The organism is Legionella maioricensis (assembly GCF_023618015.1).
Classification (GTDB): Bacteria; Pseudomonadota; Gammaproteobacteria; order Legionellales; family Legionellaceae; genus Legionella; species Legionella maioricensis.
Window position 1 is genome coordinate 1 of sequence record NZ_JAJKBJ010000011.1, and the last position, 19101, is coordinate 19101.

The following is a 19101-nucleotide window of genomic DNA, read 5'->3' on the forward strand; positions in this document are numbered from 1 at the left end:
TTAAAATCAATAAGTTATATGGTGGAGGCGGCGGGAATCGAACCCGCGTCCGCAAATCCTCTGCCTTTGGTTCTACATGCGTAGCCTTGTCATTTGATTTAACTGTGGACTCTCCGACGGGCAGGATAGTACACAGCGATTCCCTGAGTTTCGCATCTTAACCCGGGATGGATTAAGACACTAGCTTATCTTCTATGACCGTTGATTCGATACCGATAAGCGAGCTCGGTCAACGGGGCACTGGGGTTTAGGCCAGTACACATTGCTTCCACTAAGATTGATTATGCTGCAATAGCACCCTCAAAATCAGCTTCTGCGAAGTTTGCATCGTTTGCATTTATATTTATTGAGCCTGATTTACGAGAGTTCTCATTCTCGGCATGCACCTCTGGTTTTGCAACCCACGTCGAAGCCAGGTCGCCCCCAATTCTGTACACTTTAATTATAACATAAAATGAAGAAGTATAAGCAGCTTCTTATTAAATTCTCATCAACATTAGCCTTTTTCTTGAAAAGTGGTGAAAAACTGTTGTCTTTGCAAATGAAGTGAAACAATCCAGATCTGAGTTTTATCTGCTTCGCTAACGCTCGCAAAGACGGTTTCTTATCGGCTTTTATAAAAGGCTAAGGTCCACTCTGAACTTTACAAAATCCCATTATGTCTTAAGAGGGCATCAACGGTAGCCGCACGGCCTCTGAATTCTTTATAGGCTTCTGCTGCTTTCTTGGATCCGCCGACTTCTAAAATGAATTTTAGAAAATCCTGTCCTGTTTTTTGATTAAATACCCCTTCCTCTTCAAAACGGGAGAAAGCATCGCTGGAAAGCACTTCGGCCCAACTGTAGCTGTAGTAACCTGCGGCATAGCCTCCGCCGAAAATATGGCTGAAACTGTGTTGAAAGCGGTTATAGGGAGCAATGGGAACGATGCTGGTTTTAGATCGCACGTTGGATAAAATATCAGTAACAAAGGATTCATTACTTGCTTCATATTCTTGATGAATACGAAAATCAAATAAAGAAAATTCGATTTGTCTTAACATGGCCATTGCCGATTGAAAATTCTTTGCCGCCAGTAATCGTTCAAATATTGGGGCAGGAAGAACTTCTCCGGTTTCCACATGAGAGGTCAGCAAAGAAAGAGCTCCTTCCTCCCAGCACCAGTTTTCGAAAAACTGGCTGGGTAATTCCACGGCATCCCATTCCACGCCATTAATGCCTGAACTGCTCAGGAAATCAACCTGAGTCAGAATATGATGCAAGCAGTGACCAAACTCATGGAATAAAGTGATGACCTCTTCATGAGAAAGCATTGCCGGTTTATCTTCAGAAGTTTTGGCAAAATTGCAGGTCAATGTGGCAATGGGCCGCTGGATGTGGCCGTCTGCTAATTTTCGGCGACTTTGCAAAGAGTCCATCCATGCCCCACCTCGTTTATGAGGTCTGGCGTATAAATCCGTGTAGATAAAACCACGGGTTTGATTGTGTTCATCAATCACCCCGTAACATTGAACGTCTTTATGCCAAACATCAACACCTTTAATTTCCTCAATAGTCATCCCATATAATTTATTGGCAATGTCGAACAAACCTTGCATGACTTTAGGTTGGGGGAAATAAGGGCGTAACTCTTCTTGAGACAAGGTATACAAATCCTGTCTTCTTTTTTCTGACAAATAACCGACGTCCCAAGGTTGTATTTGGTTCAAGTGAAATTTGTCTGCGGCAAACTGGGTCAATTGGTTGAATTCATTTTGGGCTTGATGAAGTGCTTTGTTGATCAAATCTTCCATAAACTCAATCACTTGATCCGGTGATTCGGCCATTTTGGTGGCCAAAGACAGTTCGGCATAATTATTGAAGCCTAAAAGCTGGGCTTTTTCATGTCTTAGCGCCAAAATTTCATTGATCAACGGCGTATTATCATATTTCCCGGCGGTTGGGCCTTGCTCAGAAGCACGGGTCACATAGGCCTGGTGCATTTCTTCCCGTAGACTACGGTCTTCGGCATAGCTCATTACAGCAAGATAGCAAGGAAACTCAAGGGTTAAGACATGCCCTGGCAAGCCCTTTTCCACGGCCAATGCTTTGGCGGTATTTAAAGCATGCTCAGGCAAGCCCGCCAGACGTTTTGGGTCGGTAATGTGTAGCGTAAATGCTTGTGTAGCATCAAGGATGTTATTACTAAATTGATTGGATAATTCATCTAAACGCGCTTGAATGGCTTCGAAGCGTTTTTTATTCTCTTTAGACAAAGCAACCCCGGATAATTCAAAATCACGAATGTTATCGGCAATGATTTTTTGCTGGGCCGGCTCCAAATGTTCCGTATCAATGGATTTAATGGCTTCGTATAATTGATGATTGTGGCCAATTGCCGCTTCATAAGCTGACAACAAAGGCAGGCAGGCTTCATAACAGTCACGTAATGCCGGCGAGTCCATCACTCCATGTAAATGTGACAGGGGGGACCAAAAACGTTCAAGCTCATCAGCCAAATCGTCTAAGGGATACATTAAATTATCCCAGGTATAATAATGATTTTCTTTAAGTAAGCGCTGAATTTGCTCTAAATGGTTTTTCAACATGGCTTCAAGGTGGTCCTTAAATCCATCTACATCAATATGGCTAAATTGTGGTAATCCGATAGTTGCTGACATGTTAGGCCTTCTGAAATTAATGCATGATTAAAAGCATAGCATTCAATTGCAGAAGGCTCTATAACTTTAAACTGATTAGACGAATGAATACCGTTCTGAGGCGAGAAAATCTTCTTCGGAAGTTAATTTCTGCTCATACGATAAGGAGGAATCCTCTTTGGGTTTGCAGGCAAAAAAGCCCAGCGTTGCGACATTGGATGGTCTTTCCACAGCATCATTAGGCCTGTATTGCTCCAGTCGGAGTGTTAAGGTATAACTGGCTACCCAAATCGCAATTAATAACAAGGCACCTATAAAAGGAATCACCGGGTTAACTGCAAACATCGGAAGAGCAAAACACATGGCGATAAATACCGCGGTGGTGGTGGCAACAGAAAGACCTAAACGCAGTTTTTCAAATTCTATGCGGTGGGTGATGAAGTTTTGATGGTCTTGAATTGCTCTTCTCTTCTCGGGATTTTCTTCCTTTTGCAACAGAGCGCTGTATTCTTGTTGTAATTTATATAATCGATTTAATTCAATGTAGGCACGCAAGCTGGTATTGGCTATATCAAAAGCAAAAGCAAACAAGGTGACGTAAATAGAAAGAGGAGCTAAGGCGCCAATCAGAACAAAGCAGTTTAGTAATCCAACGGTAATCCACACGCTGTCATTAGCCAGTTCAAACCAACGACGTTTTACTTGGGCTTCCAGGCGAGTCCACCACCCCAGATCTTTTTCCTTGTCGTCCATCCAGGGCCAGGGAATTGTATGTTTGACGAGAAGGAACAGATTGGTTGCAAAGCGGGGAATAAAAAAACACCAGGCCACATAGGCCAAAATAGGATTGGTGTATTTATCCAGTAGACCTATTAAATTTCGATAGGTTTCTGAACCCGTACCCACCAGATCCAGAAAATTTAAAACCCGCTTACTGCGTGTAAAGAGAAGCCTGAACCAGTTGATCAGCGCGGTATTTTCTCGTACTTGTTGCGACAGCGATAAGCCCACCTGGATGCTGACCTGCGGTTGGGGCGTAAAGATGTATCCACCCATTTCTCTTAAGAGCCCCCGGTACACCTCCTGGTGTCGGCGTAAACGCGCCACTTCACGAGGAACAATTAAATAATGAAGGTGGAGGTGCTCCAATAATTCAGCAAACATTAAAGCAGCTGTTAATTGGTCAATGATTTGTTCTTTGTTGATTTGCCCGGGAAAAGAAAAGTGATGCCTTAATTGATTGCATAAAATGCTGTATTCCATATTCAGCACGGGATGCATAGAAACTACTTTAGAATAAAAATCAGGCCCTAGCCGTTTAACGCGTGCATCAAAGGTCCAGTTTAATGAATGGTCCTCTGCAGGCAAAGGCAGTTCTAGAAAATGGGTTCGTAAATGTCTAATAACTGGCGTCATGATTTCCTAAACTTATTCTTGGGATATCAATTTTATTTTTATTTTGTATTTTGCTGTCCGTAAAACCCCAGCTCCAACTTAAAGTTGAAAAACGGCAGCATTATGCCAAAAAATAAACAAAAAGTAAAATTTTAAAAACATTGCGCTATAAAATTTACATTAGTTATTAGTAAAATTAAACTGTTTTCTTGCTGATTTATGCCTTCTGAGCGACAATAGCGCCTCGGTTTAAATGCAGAAGAGTACGCATGAATCTTTCCAGAGAACTAGCCAATGCCTTGCGCATATTGAGTGTTGATGCGGTTAACCAAGCCCAATCAGGCCATCCGGGGATGCCCTTGGGTATGGCAGATATAGCCACCGTGTTATGGAAAAAATTCTTAAAATTCAATCCTAAGAATCCTTATTGGTTTAACCGGGACCGTTTTGTCTTGTCAAATGGCCATGGTTCGATGCTGCTCTACTCCTTATTACATCTGACCGGTTACAGTCTATCCATTGACGAACTTAAAAATTTTCGTCAGCTCAACTCTAAAACCCCTGGCCATCCCGAACTGGGGCATACGCCAGGAGTAGAAACCACAACCGGCCCCTTGGGGCAAGGATTGGCCAATTCAGTGGGCATGGCTCTTGCCGAGCGCGTTCTCGCCAGCCAATATAATCGCAATGAGCTTAACCTGGTAGATCATTATACTTATGCTTTTGCCGGTGATGGCTGCCTCATGGAAGGTATTTCCCACGAAGCCTGTTCTTTAGCCGGCACTTTAGGCTTGGGTAAACTGATTGTTTTTTACGACGATAATGGCATTTCTATTGATGGCAAAGTGGAGTCCTGGTTTACCGATGATACGGCCTCCCGTTTTAGAGCGTACAATTGGCAAGTCATCGAGGCGATAGACGGCCATGATATGGATGCTATCGAACAAGCCATTATTAAGGCTCGTGCCAATACCACCCAACCCAGCTTAATCATCTGTAAAACCGTCATCGGCTTAGGTTCTTCTGTCGCCGGGAGTGAGAAATCACACGGTTCCCCATTAAGCGCTGATGATATCCTCAAAGTCCGGGAGTTTTTTAACTGGCAGCATGCTCCTTTTGAAATTCCTGATTCCATTTATCAACAATGGAGTCACGTAAAACAAGGGGAACAGGAAGAACAACAATGGTTGATGCTGCAGCAGAAGTACCAACAGCTTCATCCTAAAGAAAACTATGAATTTTTACGCCGCATTAACGGCGATCTGCCGGATAATTGGCAAGAAGATACTGCTGCGTTCTTAAAACAATGCCTCAATAATGAGAAAGCCATTGCTACCCGTAAAGCCTCTCAACAATGCATTGAGCATTTCGCGGCCTTATTACCCGAAATGTTTGGTGGCTCAGCTGATCTGACTGGTTCCAATAACACGGACTGGTCAGGCAGCAAAGCCATTTCAGCCCAAGATTTTTCGGGCAATTATCTGTACTACGGCGTGCGTGAATTTGCTATGGCAGCTATAATGAATGGATTAGCAGTACACGGCGGATTTATTCCTTATGGTGGAACCTTCCTGGTTTTTGCTGATTACGCGCGCAATGCAGTGCGCTTAAGTGCATTGATGAAACAACGAGTAATTTATGTATTTACTCATGACTCAATTGGCTTAGGTGAAGATGGCCCAACCCATCAACCTGTAGAACATGCTGCGATGTTACGAATGACCCCGAACATGACTGTATGGCGGCCTGCTGATTTAATGGAAACCGCCGTGGCATGGCAACAAGCTCTGGAACAGCATAATGGACCCAGTTCATTATTGCTCTCCCGACAAAACTTACCTGCCTTGCCACACGCTTCTGAAGCGGCTGAATTAATTAAAAAAGGCGGTTATATTATTGTTGACTGTGAAGGAAAGCCAGATGCCATCCTCATCTCAACGGGTTCTGAGGTCCAATTGGCCATCGCAGCTGCAGAACAGGTTAAATCCCAGGGACTAAAGGTAAGAGTGGTTTCTATGCCTTGTGGCGAGCGATTCCTGGCACAAGACCGTGATTATAGAAATCAGGTGTTACCTGAAGACGTTCGCATCCGTATCGCAATAGAAGCAGCCAGTAGTGCTTACTGGTATCAATTTGTTGGCTTGGACGGTGCAGTAATCGGTTTGGACTGTTTTGGCGTTTCAGCTCCAGCCGCACATGCGTACAACTTTTTAGGAATTACTGTAGAAAAAATAATTCAGACCCTGGATACATTAACAAAACAAACCATCGTGTAACACGCTAGATTTTGTAATTTGTAAAAAGAATAGCGAGAACACCTTAACTCGGAGAAGTACTATGGCAATACGAGTCGCAATTAATGGCTATGGCCGAATTGGTCGTTGCATTTTAAGATCGATTTTTGAATCCAATAGACAAAATGAATTTGACGTGGTTGCAATCAATGATCTGTCAGGTATCGATGTCACTGCACACCTTACCCGTTTTGATTCAACCCATGGTTCTTTTGCATCGGATGTCAGTGTTGAAGGCAACATGCTGATTGTTGATGGACATGCCATTCAAGTTCTGGCGCAACGTGATCCCAAGAATCTGCCCTGGAAAGAACTGAATATTGATTTGGTTCTGGAATGTACCGGCTATTTTACCGATCGTGAATCCGCCATGCAGCATATTACTGCCGGCGCTAAAAAAGTATTAATTTCAGCTCCTGGCAAAGGGGTGGATGCCACTATAGTTTATGGTGTTAACCATTCCGTGCTCAAAAATTCTGACATCATTGTTTCTAATGCTTCTTGCACGACAAACTGCCTGGCTCCGGTCGTCAAACCATTAAATGATGCCATAGGCATTGAACATGGCTTACTGAATACCGTCCATGCGTACACTAACGATCAAATGTTATTGGATGGCAGCCATGAGGATTTACGCCGTGCTCGTTCCGCAACTCAGTCCATCATTCCGACTAAAACCGGTGCAGCTTCTGCCGTAGGTCTGGTATTACCTGAATTAGCAGGAAAACTGGATGGTTTTGCCATGCGCGTTCCTGTTCTTAACGTATCCGTTATTGATTTAACGTTTACCAGCCGACGAGAAACAACAGTGGCCGAAGTGAATGATATAGTACGTAATGCGAAAAGCCGCATCTTACAAATTAATGAAGATCCTTTGGTTTCTTGTGATTTCAACCATAACTCTGCTTCAGCTATTTTTGATGCCACTCAAACTAAAGTATTAGGCAATTTGGTCAAGGTAGTTGCATGGTATGACAACGAATGGGGATTCTCTAATCGTATGATTGATACGGCACACCAAATGATGAATTGTTAAGGGATAACTAATGAATCTGATTAAAATGAGCGATGTAGACCTGAAAGGTAAACGGGTTTTAATTCGCGAAGATTTAAATGTCCCCATTAAAGAGGGGATAATAACCAGCGACCAGAGACTGCAGGCGGCATTACCTACCCTGCAGGCAGCACTGGACGCTGGTGCTGCGGTCATGGTGCTTTCGCACCTTGGCCGTCCCGAAGAAGGCAAATTTGAAAGTCGTTTCTCTTTGCAACCTATTGCAGATTATTTAAAACAAAATCTGAACTATCCTGTCCGCTTTGTTACTGATTATCTTGATGGTATAGAAGTAAAACCCGGTGAATTAGTTATTTGTGAAAACGTACGCTTTAATCCCGGTGAAAAAAGCAATGACACTACTCTGGCCAAAAAATTGGCAAAGTTATGTGACGTTTTTGTTATGGATGCCTTCGGTACTGCTCATAGAGCACAGGCATCTACTTACGGTGTGGCACAGTATGCGCCAGTGGCAGTCGCAGGCCCCTTATTGGTAAGAGAACTTGAGGCCTTGCAACAGGTGCTGAAAAGCCCTCAAAGACCTATTGTGGCCATCGTGGGTGGGGCAAAGGTTTCATCCAAACTCAGTTTATTAAAACAATTAGTGGGCATGGTAGACTACCTGATTCCCGGCGGAGGCATTGCCAATACGTTTCTCAAAGCCCAAGGTTTTGAGGTGGGTGTTTCTCTTTATGAACCCGAGTTATTGGACGAGGCGCGAACCATACTGGCTCTTGCTAAAGAAAAAGGCTGCCACATTCCTTTACCCTCGGATGTTGTCGTAGGTAAAACATTTAGTGAGCACTGCCCTGCGTTCAATAAGTCTTTGGCAAATGTAGCAATTGACGATATGATTCTTGATATTGGCCCCATTACGATTAGCGATTATGTTGACATAATCGATATGGCTAAAACCATTATCTGGAATGGTCCTGTAGGCGTATTTGAGTTTGCTCAATTTGCTTATGGAACACGAGCCCTGGCCATTGCCATCGCTGAAAGCGATGCATTTTCAATAGCTGGAGGCGGTGATACTTTGGCTGCTGTTGATCTTTATGATCTGAATCAGCAAATTTCTTATATTTCCACAGGAGGTGGGGCGTTTCTGGAGTACTTAGAAGGAAAATCCTTGCCAGCGGTCGCCATTTTGCAGGAGCGTGCTAAAGATGTTACGACGAACTAAGATAGTTGCCACATTAGGCCCAACCAGTAATGACCCTGTAACGCTGCGCGCCATGCTCAGCGCCGGGGTCGATGTAGTGCGAATTAATTTCTCTCATGCTGATTCTTCTGCAGTGGAACTGATTGCCTCAGTACGCAAAATTGCTGAAGAATTAAATCATCCTCTGGCTGTTATGGCTGATTTACAAGGCCCTAAAATACGAATAGGCCGTTTCAAGAATAAATCGATCACTTTAGTCGATGGCCAGTCGTTTACTCTTGATTGCTCGTCCACTAATGCACTGGGTGATCTACAGGGGGTTTCGGTCGCCTATCCCAACCTGGCTAATGAACTATCAGTTGGGGATCACCTGCTACTCAATGATGGGGTAATTGAATTGGAAGTAACCCAAATCATTGCCACTAAAATTCACTGCATTGTTATTGAGGGCGGTGTATTAACTGATCTTAAGGGAATAAATAGAAAAGGCGGCGGACTGGCTGCCCGGGCATTAACGGATAAAGACATTCAGGATATGCGCACAGCGGTCGAGGCGGAAGTTGATTACATCAGTTTATCTTTTGTAAAAGATGCTGCGGATATTCGTCATGCCCGATCATTAATGAATGAATTTGGGGCAAAAAAAACCCCCATTATTGCTAAAATTGAACGAACTGAAGCCCTGGAACACCTGACCGATATTATTCATGAAGCCGATGCCATAATGGTGGCGCGCGGTGATTTGGGAGTAGAAGTTGGTGCGGCAGAAGTTCCTGCGATACAAAAGCATATTATCGAACAAACCCGCCTGCTGGATAAGGTGGTGATTACTGCAACCCAGATGATGGAGTCCATGATCAGCAACCCGCAGCCTACTCGTGCTGAAGTTTCTGATGTTGCCAATGCCATCTTAGACGGTACAGATGCCGTCATGCTTTCAGCAGAAACTGCGAATGGTCTTTTCCCGGTAAAAGTGATCACTATGGTCAATAAAATTTGCCTGAGCGCCGAAAAGCATGCCAGTTTTTTCTATGATTCCGATTCGGAAAGCTGCCATTATCAGCGCGCCGATCAAGCAATTGCTATGGCCACCATGCATGCAGCCAATCATTTTCCCATTCAGGCAATAGTGACCCTTACTGAATCAGGAGATACCGCTTTATGGATATCGCGACAGCACAGTACTGTCCCCATTTTTGCAGTATCAGCCAATAAACGAACTATTGGACGACTGAGTCTGGTTAATAACGTGTTCCCCATCTATGTGAATTATCATGAATTTAACCCCCTTGATTTGCATCAGCAAATCATTAATGAATTGGTGAACGCTAACCATCTTGAAAAGAAAGGCTTTGTCCTATTAACTCGAGGCAGACAAATAGGAACCCCGGGCGGAACTAATTGCATGGAAATTATTCAGATAGGAAAATAAAATACCTATGGGTTAGGTACTTCAGGGATTTGTTGAGACAAGGAAGAAAAAATGAAAAATTGTTATTTAATATTAATGTTGCTGTTAAGCTTTTTTACGGTTAGCTCCTATGCAGCATCGAAGGACCAGCCGATTATCTGTATACAAGAGTACGCTCTGTGCACTTCAGCACCTTGCATTCCAGATCCGAGAAATCCGGACTATGCTATTTGCTCTTGTGTTGTGGAGACAGGAGACAGCATCGGCTATCAAACGTGTGCAAAACGTGCTCCCCAAAAAGGACCGTTTAAAACAAGGCAATTATCATCGACTTTTTCTTTCAAGCAATTTAACACCAAAAAAAGCATGAGTTGCGCCCGTGGAAAACCGTGGACAGACTGTCTTGATGCCCCGTGTACCGTCAATCCCCGGGATAAAAAGAAAGCCATCTGCAGTTGTAAAATCAATCATGATCAGGATTTTGTGACTTTCGGAGGGGGCTGCGACGTTGCTACTTGCGCAACCGGTTTCTGGTCAGGGGCGACAATCACTACGAGCAAGGCCTTGCGCAAATCACTGCTTGAAAAACTCAATATTACCCAAAATCCATGGCCAAATGGGAAGTGCTCCGGTGAGAAAATAAATAAACAATAGCAGTTACTCAACCTTGAACTTTTTTTGAACATTGGCGAAAAACTGTCGTCTTTGCGAGCGTTAGCGAAGCAAAGACGGTTTGTAAAAAAGGCCATTCAGTATTCAGTATTCAGTATTCAGTATTCAGTATTCAGTATTCAGTATTCAGTATTCAGTATTCAGTATTCAGTATTCAGTATTCAGTATTCAGTATTCAGTATTCAGTATCGTCACATTAAAGTACTATTACAAAAATAGTACTTTAATGCTTACTAGAATCCATGCACTGAGAACTGCTACCCCTTAATTGGCTATAAATGAAAATCATAATCATTTAAATTGTACTTTTTTAATTGACGATGCCCGCAATTTTGCTATCCTGCATCACTTTATTACAATGTGCCGCATACGGTATATCCTAAAAGAAGAATAATAGAGGTGTATCTTGAAGTTTTTTAAAGTATCTAAAAAAACTCCCCAAAAAACGACTACCTATATACGCTATAGCGATGGCCCGGAAGGCAATACGGTGGTATGTATTGCTAAAAAAGAAAATGGAGAAAAAAAAGTATTACTGAAAACTGGTGATACTGATGGTAATGAGACTCTTTATAGTAGGGTACATCATATTGGCGATTCAGGTGATAGCGCAAGAGAAGTCTTTGCTGACGCTGTTGTTGAAAAGGGATTTGATGAGGAAATTGAGCCCTATGAAGAAGAGTTTGCCATCTCCAGAGAAGTATTCTGTGCGGAAATGATCCGTGATGTGGATCCACATTGTACCCCTAAATATAACCGTTACTATGAAGAAGGTGACCATCCATTAATAGGCCCTGATTTTATAAATGATTTTCGCTCATGGAAATCCAGTTATCATTATAAAAATCAAACCATATTCGGATTTAGAATTAATACAATGGGGTTGGTTGATTTTCCAGCGCGCGATGAACTCCCTGCTCAACAAAAACGAATACGCGGCCTAGGCGTTTGCGCTGTTTTATTGGCGCTACTTGGTAAAGATGATAGAGGTGGGGAGAATTGGGGATTAATTGAAAGGCACAATCACCTGCAAGTGGTTTTGATTGATTTTGGCCGTTGTCTTTGTAAAATGATGTTTTCAGAAAAAAATAATCCGGAGAACACTTACACCAACCCCTTCGACATTATAAAAGCGGTATTCGAACCTTATGCGACAGCAGACGAACCCCCTCTGCCCCAGTCCTTCTTTGAGTCAGCTCATCTAAAATATGAAATTTTTGAAACGATAGACAAACTTTATCATATGCCGGCCTCATCTCTGGAAAAAAGAGCAGACGATAATTTCAAACAATTTCCCCTTTTTAAAGCAGCAATGTTGCAGGATAAAAGAAGAGGCATTGAGCATTTATATAATCAGTTCAAAGATAATAAAGAATATATTGCGACCCAATACATTAATGAAGTGCTTGAAAGAACAGGGGCCTCGGTCAAACTAAGCGAGCTGGATAATGAGTCAGTTGGTTATGTGATGAGTGTCTACACCTATTTAAATCCTTCTGAAAACCCGCTCAAAGGAGAGCTGTTTTTTAGACAAATGATGAATATATTTAGCTCTGAAGATCTTCGGGAAACCCCTCGAATAGCCCCTCAATCAATGTAAGGATACATTGATCGGGGAACTCAAATTGGCACACGCTTAGGAAATAAGCTAAATCTTCTGAGCTATACGCCTCTTCTTCTCTATTTTCTGCCGCTTTGTGCAGCTGCCTGTATAGCTTTTGCTGCTATCAGCACTATATCTACCGGTTTAGTCGTAGTATTACGATCATCAGTTATTGTTCCCCCTAGGCAGTTGATAGCAGCTATGGAGCAATAGTGAGAAGGGCTTTAAGAGTAGCCAAAAATTAGTTGCGTTTTATATGACCCACATGTTAATGTTTGTTCAGATTTAACTAAATTGGATCGGATTGACTTAAAGTGCAAGCCAATAATTTATTTAGTAACAATCAGAACTGTTCCACTCGAAACTAGAACACCATGAGAAATCAAAACAGAATAAAAATTACCAGATAATTGTTATCAATTGATCTACAGATAAATTGTGGGAGTAGCAATGGCAGCGTTAAACAAATTTTCTCTTAAGTCCAAACCCTCTTTCTTTAAACACTCAAAGCTAAAAGAAGACTGCTCATTAATTGAAGATTTACAAAATTTAAAAGAAACAATCCGTGCGGAAATCAATGCGAGCATCACTAAAGCCAAAGGGAAGCAGCACGTAATAGCAACTCACGGAAGGCATAAAATAGCAGCAATAGACAAACTTATTTCTGCCGTAGAGGGTAAACCCGTGACTTTTAATCTTGCAGACGATTATCACTATCATGTAAAAAAGGGACGACTAAAAGATATTCTGCATCAACACCTTGACCAGTCCGGAATACTGAAAGAAATTAAAGCAGACCGCGATGTAGTAATGGGAATCCAGATTGCTGCCAATTTCTCAAAACTGGGAATGGGTAATTTTATCTAGAAATGCAGAATACAGCCGTCTATCCTCTTCCCGTTCGAGCTGAAGAAGCGCTTTCGAGGAGAGATAAGAATTCACGCAATGGCGTCAATAAGGGAACACTGTAGCCAGGATGGGGCGAAGCACAATCCCGGGCTCAAGACTCGAATCAGGTTTCGATCCCGGGTTAGGGCTGCGCCCTCACCCAGGCTACATCCCCTAAGTTGACGCCATTGAGACTATTTTATTTACTCTCTTTTAACACCATAAAATAAGCATCTACATAATCTGGCAAATGACGCGTCGCTTGAGAAAAAGCCTCTCTACCAGGATAACTGCCTGCCAAATAATCTACTTGATACAAATTATCAGCAAAAGCACCACCCGTATCAGCTAAAATACCCGCCTTAGAGACTACTGCTCCCGATGGATCATGATATTGAATCATCAACATTTTACCCAAACCAAGCTGCTCCAAATCAGCAGCGAAGGTCACAGCAGGGTTAACGGTTATTTTATATTCAGCATCTTTACCATAGCCTTTTATTCCGGCTACCTGTTTAAAATACCAAAACCGTTCTTGGGTATAGGGATTTTTGCTGCGATCATATGCAATATTATTATTTCGATGTACATTAAATATTTTCTTCCCGCGAGCACCACCAAAATCAGCCACCACTGTCCCCTGCAATAAGGCGGCCTCTAAATCCTCACGACTAAAGTAAGCTAATTTCGGCACTGCTTGATGTTCTAATGCACCTTTTAATATAGATTGTTTGCCGTATTTAAATCGCGTTAGATGCGGTTGCGTATTCGCCTGCTCCAGAGTTAGATGTTGTTCGTCTTTAGGTAATGCATACAATGCAAAAGGGGTTGCGGGAGTAGGCAGGGAACTGGCTTTGGCTAAATGAACATAGTACTTAGTCATTAAAATGCGATCTTTGGGTAAATGGAGCAGCAAGGGCTTGTTCGCAGCCAATTGTTTTGCGCGATTCAAATCAGGATACCAACGGACAAAATCGAAATGTTGCTTTATAAAAGCCGGATTATTCAATTGATTCTGGTTTTGGCAAATAAATACCAACGTCGCTTTAACCCGCTCTAAGGGTATTTTGATGGCCTTGCCTGCATGAATCACTTGAGGATCATAAGCAGAGCCTTTATTCAAATAGGCTAAGGTCTCTTTTGCCGTAGCACATAATTCGGCTGCCTTAAAATCAAAATGGCTTTGAAAGTCAGGAGTAGACACTTTAAATTGCGGTGCAGCGAAGGTCAGTTGAATAAACATCAAACTGGAAAAGAATGTCCCTATTCTCATTTTACTCAGCCGTTTCTTTTTTCTCTTCTAAACTGCGTGACAGGCCCAATTTTTCTTTCAAGCGAGCTACTGCATCAGGATCATATTGTCTTGTGGCTTTATGCTTCACCACAACGGCCGCAGTTCGGGTGGGTTGGGTTGGCACAGTTTGAGGGCTGTACGCAGGCCCTCGGGCTGGATAGATTGGTAAATAATCATCAGATCCAGAAGACGATTGACTGCTTGATTTTGACGTATAGCCAGTACTTTGTGCCATGCTAACCGGTTGACTTGCGTTTTTCTCCGCCATCATTTTACGGGCATTCCGCACGCTTTTTTCTACTCGTTTTTTTATTTTAACAGCCGCGTGTTCTGCCTCTTCTTCTGTAACTTCAGATACAGTATTACCTTGCAAATCAATCCGCATTTCACGAGCCTTGAGACAGGCGAGGTAATCCAAACGACGAGTAAATAGGACAACAGCTTCTCTTAATTTGCTTTTTGATATCCCTGCTTCAGCAGCTTTTTCGGCGTGAAGCATGATGTCATCCATAATTCCTTTTTTCAAAGGGTTTATGCGCATCGAATTATCAAATGCATTGGGGAAGTTTACCGCAAGCCAAGACAGAGCATCAATTCTGGCTTTCTTAGATTGATTTTTTTGCTTTTTATTGATGACAGCGGTGCGTGGATGCAGCTCCTGTTTTCTCATTCTGGTACCTTTATTATATAGAGTGAAATAATGGGAAAATAACCAAAGTCATTTGATTTGAAAAAGTCTGTTGACCATGCGTTGTTGGTTGTCATATCCGGAAATTAGCTAGTGGAATAATACAGTTATTCGATTTAGAAATGAGCGCACAATGTACAATGTTTAATGAATGTTTGCAAGCACTCTCTGCTATTTACCGGTAATCAATAAAATCACTATTATCTGATATTTGAATTGTCTCAAATTAGCCAATAAAGCAGGATCAGCATATAATTAATATATTTATAAGTAATGGAGACATAATGAAACGGACAATGATGTCAATTCTTGCTATATTCTTACCGTGGCTAGTACTATTACTTTACGATAACCCAGGTGGCGCGTTCCTGGCCTTAATTATGCAGGCGACAATCATTGGATGGCCTTTTGCCGCCATATGGGCCTGGCGTATGGTTCATCCTGAAACAAACACAACTGAACGTTAACTCTCAATCCTGAACACAGCCCTAGACATTGGTTTTCTCAAGATTGGAAAGTACTCTAAATGGAGAACAGATGGTAACTCGAGTCATAGTGAATGGCGCTAATGGGAAAATGGGCTCTCTTGCCTGTGAAACCTTAGCAAATCATAGCGAATTTGAATTGGTAGCCCAGCTCAATAAACAAGACCATTTGGCCCAAACGATTAGAGATACGGATGCTCAAATCGTTGTGGATTTAACGCGGGCTGATTGTGTCTATGATAACTGTATGACGATTGTTGATCAGGGTGCTCATCCAGTGATTGGCACTTCAGGATTAACTGGTGCGCAAATCAAAGAATTAACCGAACGCTGTGAGGCAAAACAATTAGGGGGGCTTATTGTCCCCAATTTTTCAATTAGTGCTGTTTTGATGATGATTTTTGCAGCAAAGGCAGCGGAGTACTTGCCCGAAGTAGAAATTATAGAAGCCCATCATCAACAGAAACTGGATGCTCCTTCAGGCACTGCTCTAAAAACTGCAGAAATGATTGCTGCAGCAAGAAAAAAACCCAAGAACAAACTGGCTCTGAAAGAATTAATTCCCGGGGCTCGCGGCGGCACGCATCATGATGTGACTATTCACTCATTACGCTTGCCCGGAGTTCTTGCTCGCCAAGAAGTTCTCTTTGGTAACCTGGGTGAAACCCTGTCTCTCACTCACGACAGTATTGACCGTCGTTGTTTTATGCCTGGGGTAGTATTAGCCTGTCAAAAAGTACTTAATTTGAATACCCTGGTTTACGGTCTGGAACATTTACTTTAATAGAGTGGAGCCTAAAGCCCTTTCTACGTCTTACCCGATGATATAGCTTGGATGCAACCCTGTGACAGGAAAACCCGGGTTACGCCTACGGCTGCACCCAGGCTACGTCTTAATTAATAAACTAAACCCACGGTTGCCCCGTTGGTTTTGGACTTTTCAAACAATAACTCCCACTCTTTTACTGCTATCTCAGCAAGAACGTCAAGTTTATCGTTTGATTTTGGATTGGCTATATTACGCAGATGAGCATAAACTGAGGTAGTTGCCGGAGTTAGAGTTCCGGTGTCGGTATCCTTTAAAATAGCGCCAAATATTTTTGCAAGTCGTTGAGTATTCTTTTTACCGGCATGTTCATCAAACATGATTGCTCGAATGGCATCTATGCCTTTAGCCGTTGAGCTAGGCTCTTTATACCAGGTAGGAAGCCACCCTTTTTCTACCTTTTTAAATAGATGTACTTCATTAATCAATGCGCCTAATGCATTATACAGTGTGGTGCATGTAGCCTCACCCAGTTGCCTTGCCATCAATTTACATAACAATTCATTTTCTGGTAAGAAGTAACTTTTTAAATCTTTACTAATGTTCTTTACTTCATTATCGGTTGCTAAACGATCATCATACTCCAGAGCCCTTGAGTCTAAACGTTTATTAAGCAAATCGAAACGTTTATTAATTGCCTCGACAATATCTTTAGGTAAATACCAAGCAGGCGTTTTAATTCCCTCAGAACCCGGGGCGTTTTGCCCGGCAAGTTCGTGCTGATGGCGTGAAATATAAAGATCGACAAAGATATTAACAAAGCGAATGCGATCCTCTTTGTTAGATTCGCCAAATTTTGGCCAGCTGCCATATCTTGATTTATACAGAAGCATGGCATCAGTATGCATTAATTCTAGTGCTTTTCGGTCCTTGCCACTGACACAAGAGCCATAGCTGAATCCCCCTATGGTGAGAATAATTAAATGCTCCATAGAGCTTAAAAATAGTTCTCTTCCATCGTAATCCCAAAAAGTAGCCGAGCCAGTGGGGGATTCCAATGCACTTTTATAGTCGTCTAGAAGGTCCTGTAGGCCTGGGGTTGTTGCAACATATTTCTGTGCCTTTTCTAATATTGCCAAGCTGTCAGGATCGTTAGCCTGAGTATAATAATAGAGCTTGGCAATATTGAAAGGATGATTGTGTTGCCATGTATCAGCGACTCGTTTGCTTCGAGCAACTGCAGCGCGGGCTATTTTATATAATTCAAGATCAGGCGGTAATTCAGGTAAATAATCCGTTACGATACTTGGTACATAATCTACCGCATGAATTGGACTAATCAAAGTTTGCATCAAACAAGGCTTGCCTGGAGTGGCTGCTTCCGTAACCTTGGCAAAATTTGCATCGCAATGACGTTGTTGCACTGCTTCTGGAAATTTTAAACCATCCCGCGTTGCCACATGACTGGACCTATATCTTCTACCAAAAAGATCAACCACTTCCCCTTTAGCATTAATTTTTTTTAAGCTATGGGCTCCGAAATTTGCAGGAAGGGGCAGACCACGATTACGACTGGATATGGTTGCAACAGCGTCTTCCACCGTTTCGGAATGTTTCAGTACATGTCCTAAAAAAGATTGCTGCCGTCGAGATAAAACCCAATACCATTGAGGGATTGCAGGTACCAAAGCAAGAGTTTTCTTAAATTCAAAATTCGTTGCATGTTCAGTTAGCATGGATTTAAACTGAACAAGTTTAGTCTTGATGCGATCTGGTTTAAGGGCTAAAACCTTTATCATTTCTTTAAGCTGCCCATTTAATTCATTATACCATTTAGGAAATGGAGGAGAGTTGGCGTGAATTTTTGTTAATTCGGTAATCAGATTCGCGGATTTATTTTTAATATCCTCCCATGCCAGAATAAATTTATTAAGATCCTGAACCACCGTTGTTGGTGTGATCTCCTTTAATTGCAAATTACAGAAATAGGCTTGTTGATACTCAGGTAATTTGCGAAACCAAGCTGGTGTTTGGGGATGTTGCCTGGTTTTTATAGCCTCCAGTTCAGTGATTAACTGCTCATAATGAGGTGGGAGTATCTCATCATATTGGAGAACATACTCTACTCCGCCCTCTACATCTAATGTGGTTAAAGTGGCTATATCAGGGCGCCCGTGTTGCATCATTAAGTTATAACATTCGCCCTCATTCAAACAAGCGATCGCTTGTTTTACGGCACTACTTTTATCTGCGGTTTTACCATTGTCTTTAGGCTCCCATTTCCAGCATGTTGCTAAAACATCCACTAATTTAGCGGTAAACTTCTCTAATTCTTTGTGTAAATCATCTAGTGAATCGTTCTTTAAATCACATTCATTTTTACATTCTTCAACATAAGCTTTTAATGTATCTGCGGTAATGGGGGTGAATGCAGGATCAAGGGGATAAGCATTAAGAACAAATAAAAATGCATCATGAAGACTGTTAATGCGGCGCGTAATACTTCTTTTATAATCAGGGGATTGCTCATAAGATTCTAGTACATAACCCGGGATAAGTTGACTTAATGCAGAAGTTATCTCAGCTGGTAGTTCTGTACCATTCGCGACACGTAAAATTATACCTTTTCCCATAGCGATATTCCCTTACTGCTTTGTAATAATTCATTATTGTATAAATAATTCAATGAAACAATTACCCGATAAAAAGATTTGAATTATTTAACCCTCTTTGAACTAAAGTTGAGTACCT

The 19101-nt window shown here is 42.1% G+C and carries 14 protein-coding genes and 1 other RNA gene; 9 read left to right on the top strand and 6 right to left on the bottom strand.

All coding sequences use genetic code 11. The features are described 5' to 3' along the window. Nucleotides 1-19: 19 nt before the first annotated feature. The 3 genes from ssrA to LOX96_RS10080 all read right to left on the bottom strand — a co-directional run bounded on the left by ssrA (nt 20) and on the right by LOX96_RS10080 (nt 4054). Nucleotides 20-425, bottom strand: a transfer-messenger RNA (tmRNA) gene (gene ssrA, locus LOX96_RS10070). Between the two features lie 218 nt (nt 426-643). Further along, a complete protein-coding gene (locus LOX96_RS10075; RefSeq protein ID WP_250424724.1) occupies nt 644-2659 on the bottom strand; it encodes a M3 family metallopeptidase in 2016 nt (671 codons plus the stop codon). 75 nt (nt 2660-2734) lie between these two features. Further along, nucleotides 2735-4054, bottom strand: coding sequence for a hypothetical protein (locus tag LOX96_RS10080; RefSeq protein ID WP_250424723.1), 1320 nt, complete (start codon nt 4052-4054; stop codon nt 2735-2737). A gap of 248 nt (nt 4055-4302) precedes the next feature. On the opposite strand from LOX96_RS10080, the gene tkt reads away from it, so the two are divergent. The 7 genes from tkt to LOX96_RS10115 all read left to right on the top strand — a co-directional run bounded on the left by tkt (nt 4303) and on the right by LOX96_RS10115 (nt 13096). Then, entirely contained in the window at nt 4303-6309 is a 2007-nt protein-coding gene (gene tkt / locus LOX96_RS10085; RefSeq protein WP_250424722.1) for a transketolase, read from the top strand. A gap of 61 nt (nt 6310-6370) precedes the next feature. Then, the gene (gene gap, locus LOX96_RS10090; protein ID WP_250424721.1) at nt 6371-7363 is read left to right on the top strand and encodes a type I glyceraldehyde-3-phosphate dehydrogenase; all 993 of its coding nucleotides are present in this window, start codon (nt 6371-6373) and stop codon (nt 7361-7363) included. Between the two features lie 10 nt (nt 7364-7373). After that, nucleotides 7374-8564 (top strand): phosphoglycerate kinase, encoded by a 1191-nt coding sequence (locus LOX96_RS10095; protein ID WP_250424720.1) that lies wholly within the window; start codon nt 7374-7376, stop codon nt 8562-8564. Beyond that, nucleotides 8548-9975, top strand: a complete 1428-nt coding sequence (pyk, locus tag LOX96_RS10100; RefSeq protein WP_250424719.1) for a pyruvate kinase — start codon at nt 8548-8550, stop codon at nt 9973-9975. Before LOX96_RS10095 ends, pyk begins: the two co-directional genes overlap by 17 nt. A gap of 51 nt (nt 9976-10026) precedes the next feature. Further along, nucleotides 10027-10608 carry a hypothetical protein gene (locus tag LOX96_RS10105; protein WP_250424718.1) on the top strand — a complete coding sequence of 194 codons (582 nt, stop codon included), beginning with the start codon at nt 10027-10029 and terminating at the stop codon, nt 10606-10608. A 424-nt stretch (nt 10609-11032) separates the two neighbouring features. Next, nucleotides 11033-12226: a hypothetical protein gene (locus tag LOX96_RS10110; RefSeq protein ID WP_250424286.1), complete on the top strand. Its 1194-nt coding sequence runs from the start codon at nt 11033-11035 to the stop codon at nt 12224-12226. A gap of 453 nt (nt 12227-12679) precedes the next feature. Continuing rightward, nucleotides 12680-13096 carry a hypothetical protein gene (locus LOX96_RS10115; protein ID WP_250424285.1) on the top strand — a complete coding sequence of 139 codons (417 nt, stop codon included), beginning with the start codon at nt 12680-12682 and terminating at the stop codon, nt 13094-13096. A gap of 220 nt (nt 13097-13316) precedes the next feature. Here the strand turns inward: LOX96_RS10115 and LOX96_RS10120 are convergent, their stop codons facing one another. Together LOX96_RS10120 and LOX96_RS10125 are read right to left on the bottom strand one after the other, a co-directional pair. Beyond that, entirely contained in the window at nt 13317-14390 is a 1074-nt protein-coding gene (locus LOX96_RS10120) for a hypothetical protein (RefSeq protein WP_250424284.1), read from the bottom strand. Nucleotide 14391: 1 nt separating this feature from the next. Further along, nucleotides 14392-15081: a ProQ/FinO family protein gene (locus LOX96_RS10125; protein WP_250424283.1), complete on the bottom strand. Its 690-nt coding sequence runs from the start codon at nt 15079-15081 to the stop codon at nt 14392-14394. 302 nt (nt 15082-15383) lie between these two features. Here LOX96_RS10125 and LOX96_RS10130 point away from each other — a divergent pair, with 302 nt between their 5' ends. After that, nucleotides 15384-15566 carry a hypothetical protein gene (locus LOX96_RS10130; protein ID WP_250424282.1) on the top strand — a complete coding sequence of 61 codons (183 nt, stop codon included), beginning with the start codon at nt 15384-15386 and terminating at the stop codon, nt 15564-15566. A gap of 70 nt (nt 15567-15636) precedes the next feature. Further along, complete coding sequence (dapB, locus tag LOX96_RS10135) at nt 15637-16368, top strand: 4-hydroxy-tetrahydrodipicolinate reductase (protein WP_250424281.1); 732 nt, start codon at nt 15637-15639, stop codon at nt 16366-16368. Nucleotides 16369-16481: 113 nt separating this feature from the next. Here the strand turns inward: dapB and LOX96_RS10140 are convergent, their stop codons facing one another. Next, nucleotides 16482-18983, bottom strand: a complete 2502-nt coding sequence (locus LOX96_RS10140) for an oxidoreductase (protein ID WP_250424280.1) — start codon at nt 18981-18983, stop codon at nt 16482-16484. Nucleotides 18984-19101 lie beyond the last annotated feature (118 nt).

What these genes read in the sequence shown, in the direction of transcription:
- gap (WP_250424721.1), top strand. Translation starts at nt 6,371, where the DNA reads ATGGCAATACGAGTCGCAATTAATGGCTATGGCCGAATTGGTCGTTGC.
- LOX96_RS10115 (WP_250424285.1), top strand. Translation starts at nt 12,680, where the DNA reads ATGGCAGCGTTAAACAAATTTTCTCTTAAGTCCAAACCCTCTTTCTTT.
- LOX96_RS10105 (WP_250424718.1), top strand. Translation starts at nt 10,027, where the DNA reads ATGAAAAATTGTTATTTAATATTAATGTTGCTGTTAAGCTTTTTTACG.
- LOX96_RS10130 (WP_250424282.1), top strand. Translation starts at nt 15,384, where the DNA reads ATGAAACGGACAATGATGTCAATTCTTGCTATATTCTTACCGTGGCTA.
- tkt (WP_250424722.1), top strand. Translation starts at nt 4,303, where the DNA reads ATGAATCTTTCCAGAGAACTAGCCAATGCCTTGCGCATATTGAGTGTT.
- LOX96_RS10120 (WP_250424284.1), bottom strand. Translation starts at nt 14,390, where the DNA reads ATGAGAATAGGGACATTCTTTTCCAGTTTGATGTTTATTCAACTGACC.
- LOX96_RS10125 (WP_250424283.1), bottom strand. Translation starts at nt 15,081, where the DNA reads ATGAGAAAACAGGAGCTGCATCCACGCACCGCTGTCATCAATAAAAAG.
- LOX96_RS10095 (WP_250424720.1), top strand. Translation starts at nt 7,374, where the DNA reads ATGAATCTGATTAAAATGAGCGATGTAGACCTGAAAGGTAAACGGGTT.
- LOX96_RS10140 (WP_250424280.1), bottom strand. Translation starts at nt 18,983, where the DNA reads ATGGGAAAAGGTATAATTTTACGTGTCGCGAATGGTACAGAACTACCA.
- pyk (WP_250424719.1), top strand. Translation starts at nt 8,548, where the DNA reads ATGTTACGACGAACTAAGATAGTTGCCACATTAGGCCCAACCAGTAAT.
- dapB (WP_250424281.1), top strand. Translation starts at nt 15,637, where the DNA reads ATGGTAACTCGAGTCATAGTGAATGGCGCTAATGGGAAAATGGGCTCT.
- LOX96_RS10075 (WP_250424724.1), bottom strand. Translation starts at nt 2,659, where the DNA reads ATGTCAGCAACTATCGGATTACCACAATTTAGCCATATTGATGTAGAT.
- LOX96_RS10080 (WP_250424723.1), bottom strand. Translation starts at nt 4,054, where the DNA reads ATGACGCCAGTTATTAGACATTTACGAACCCATTTTCTAGAACTGCCT.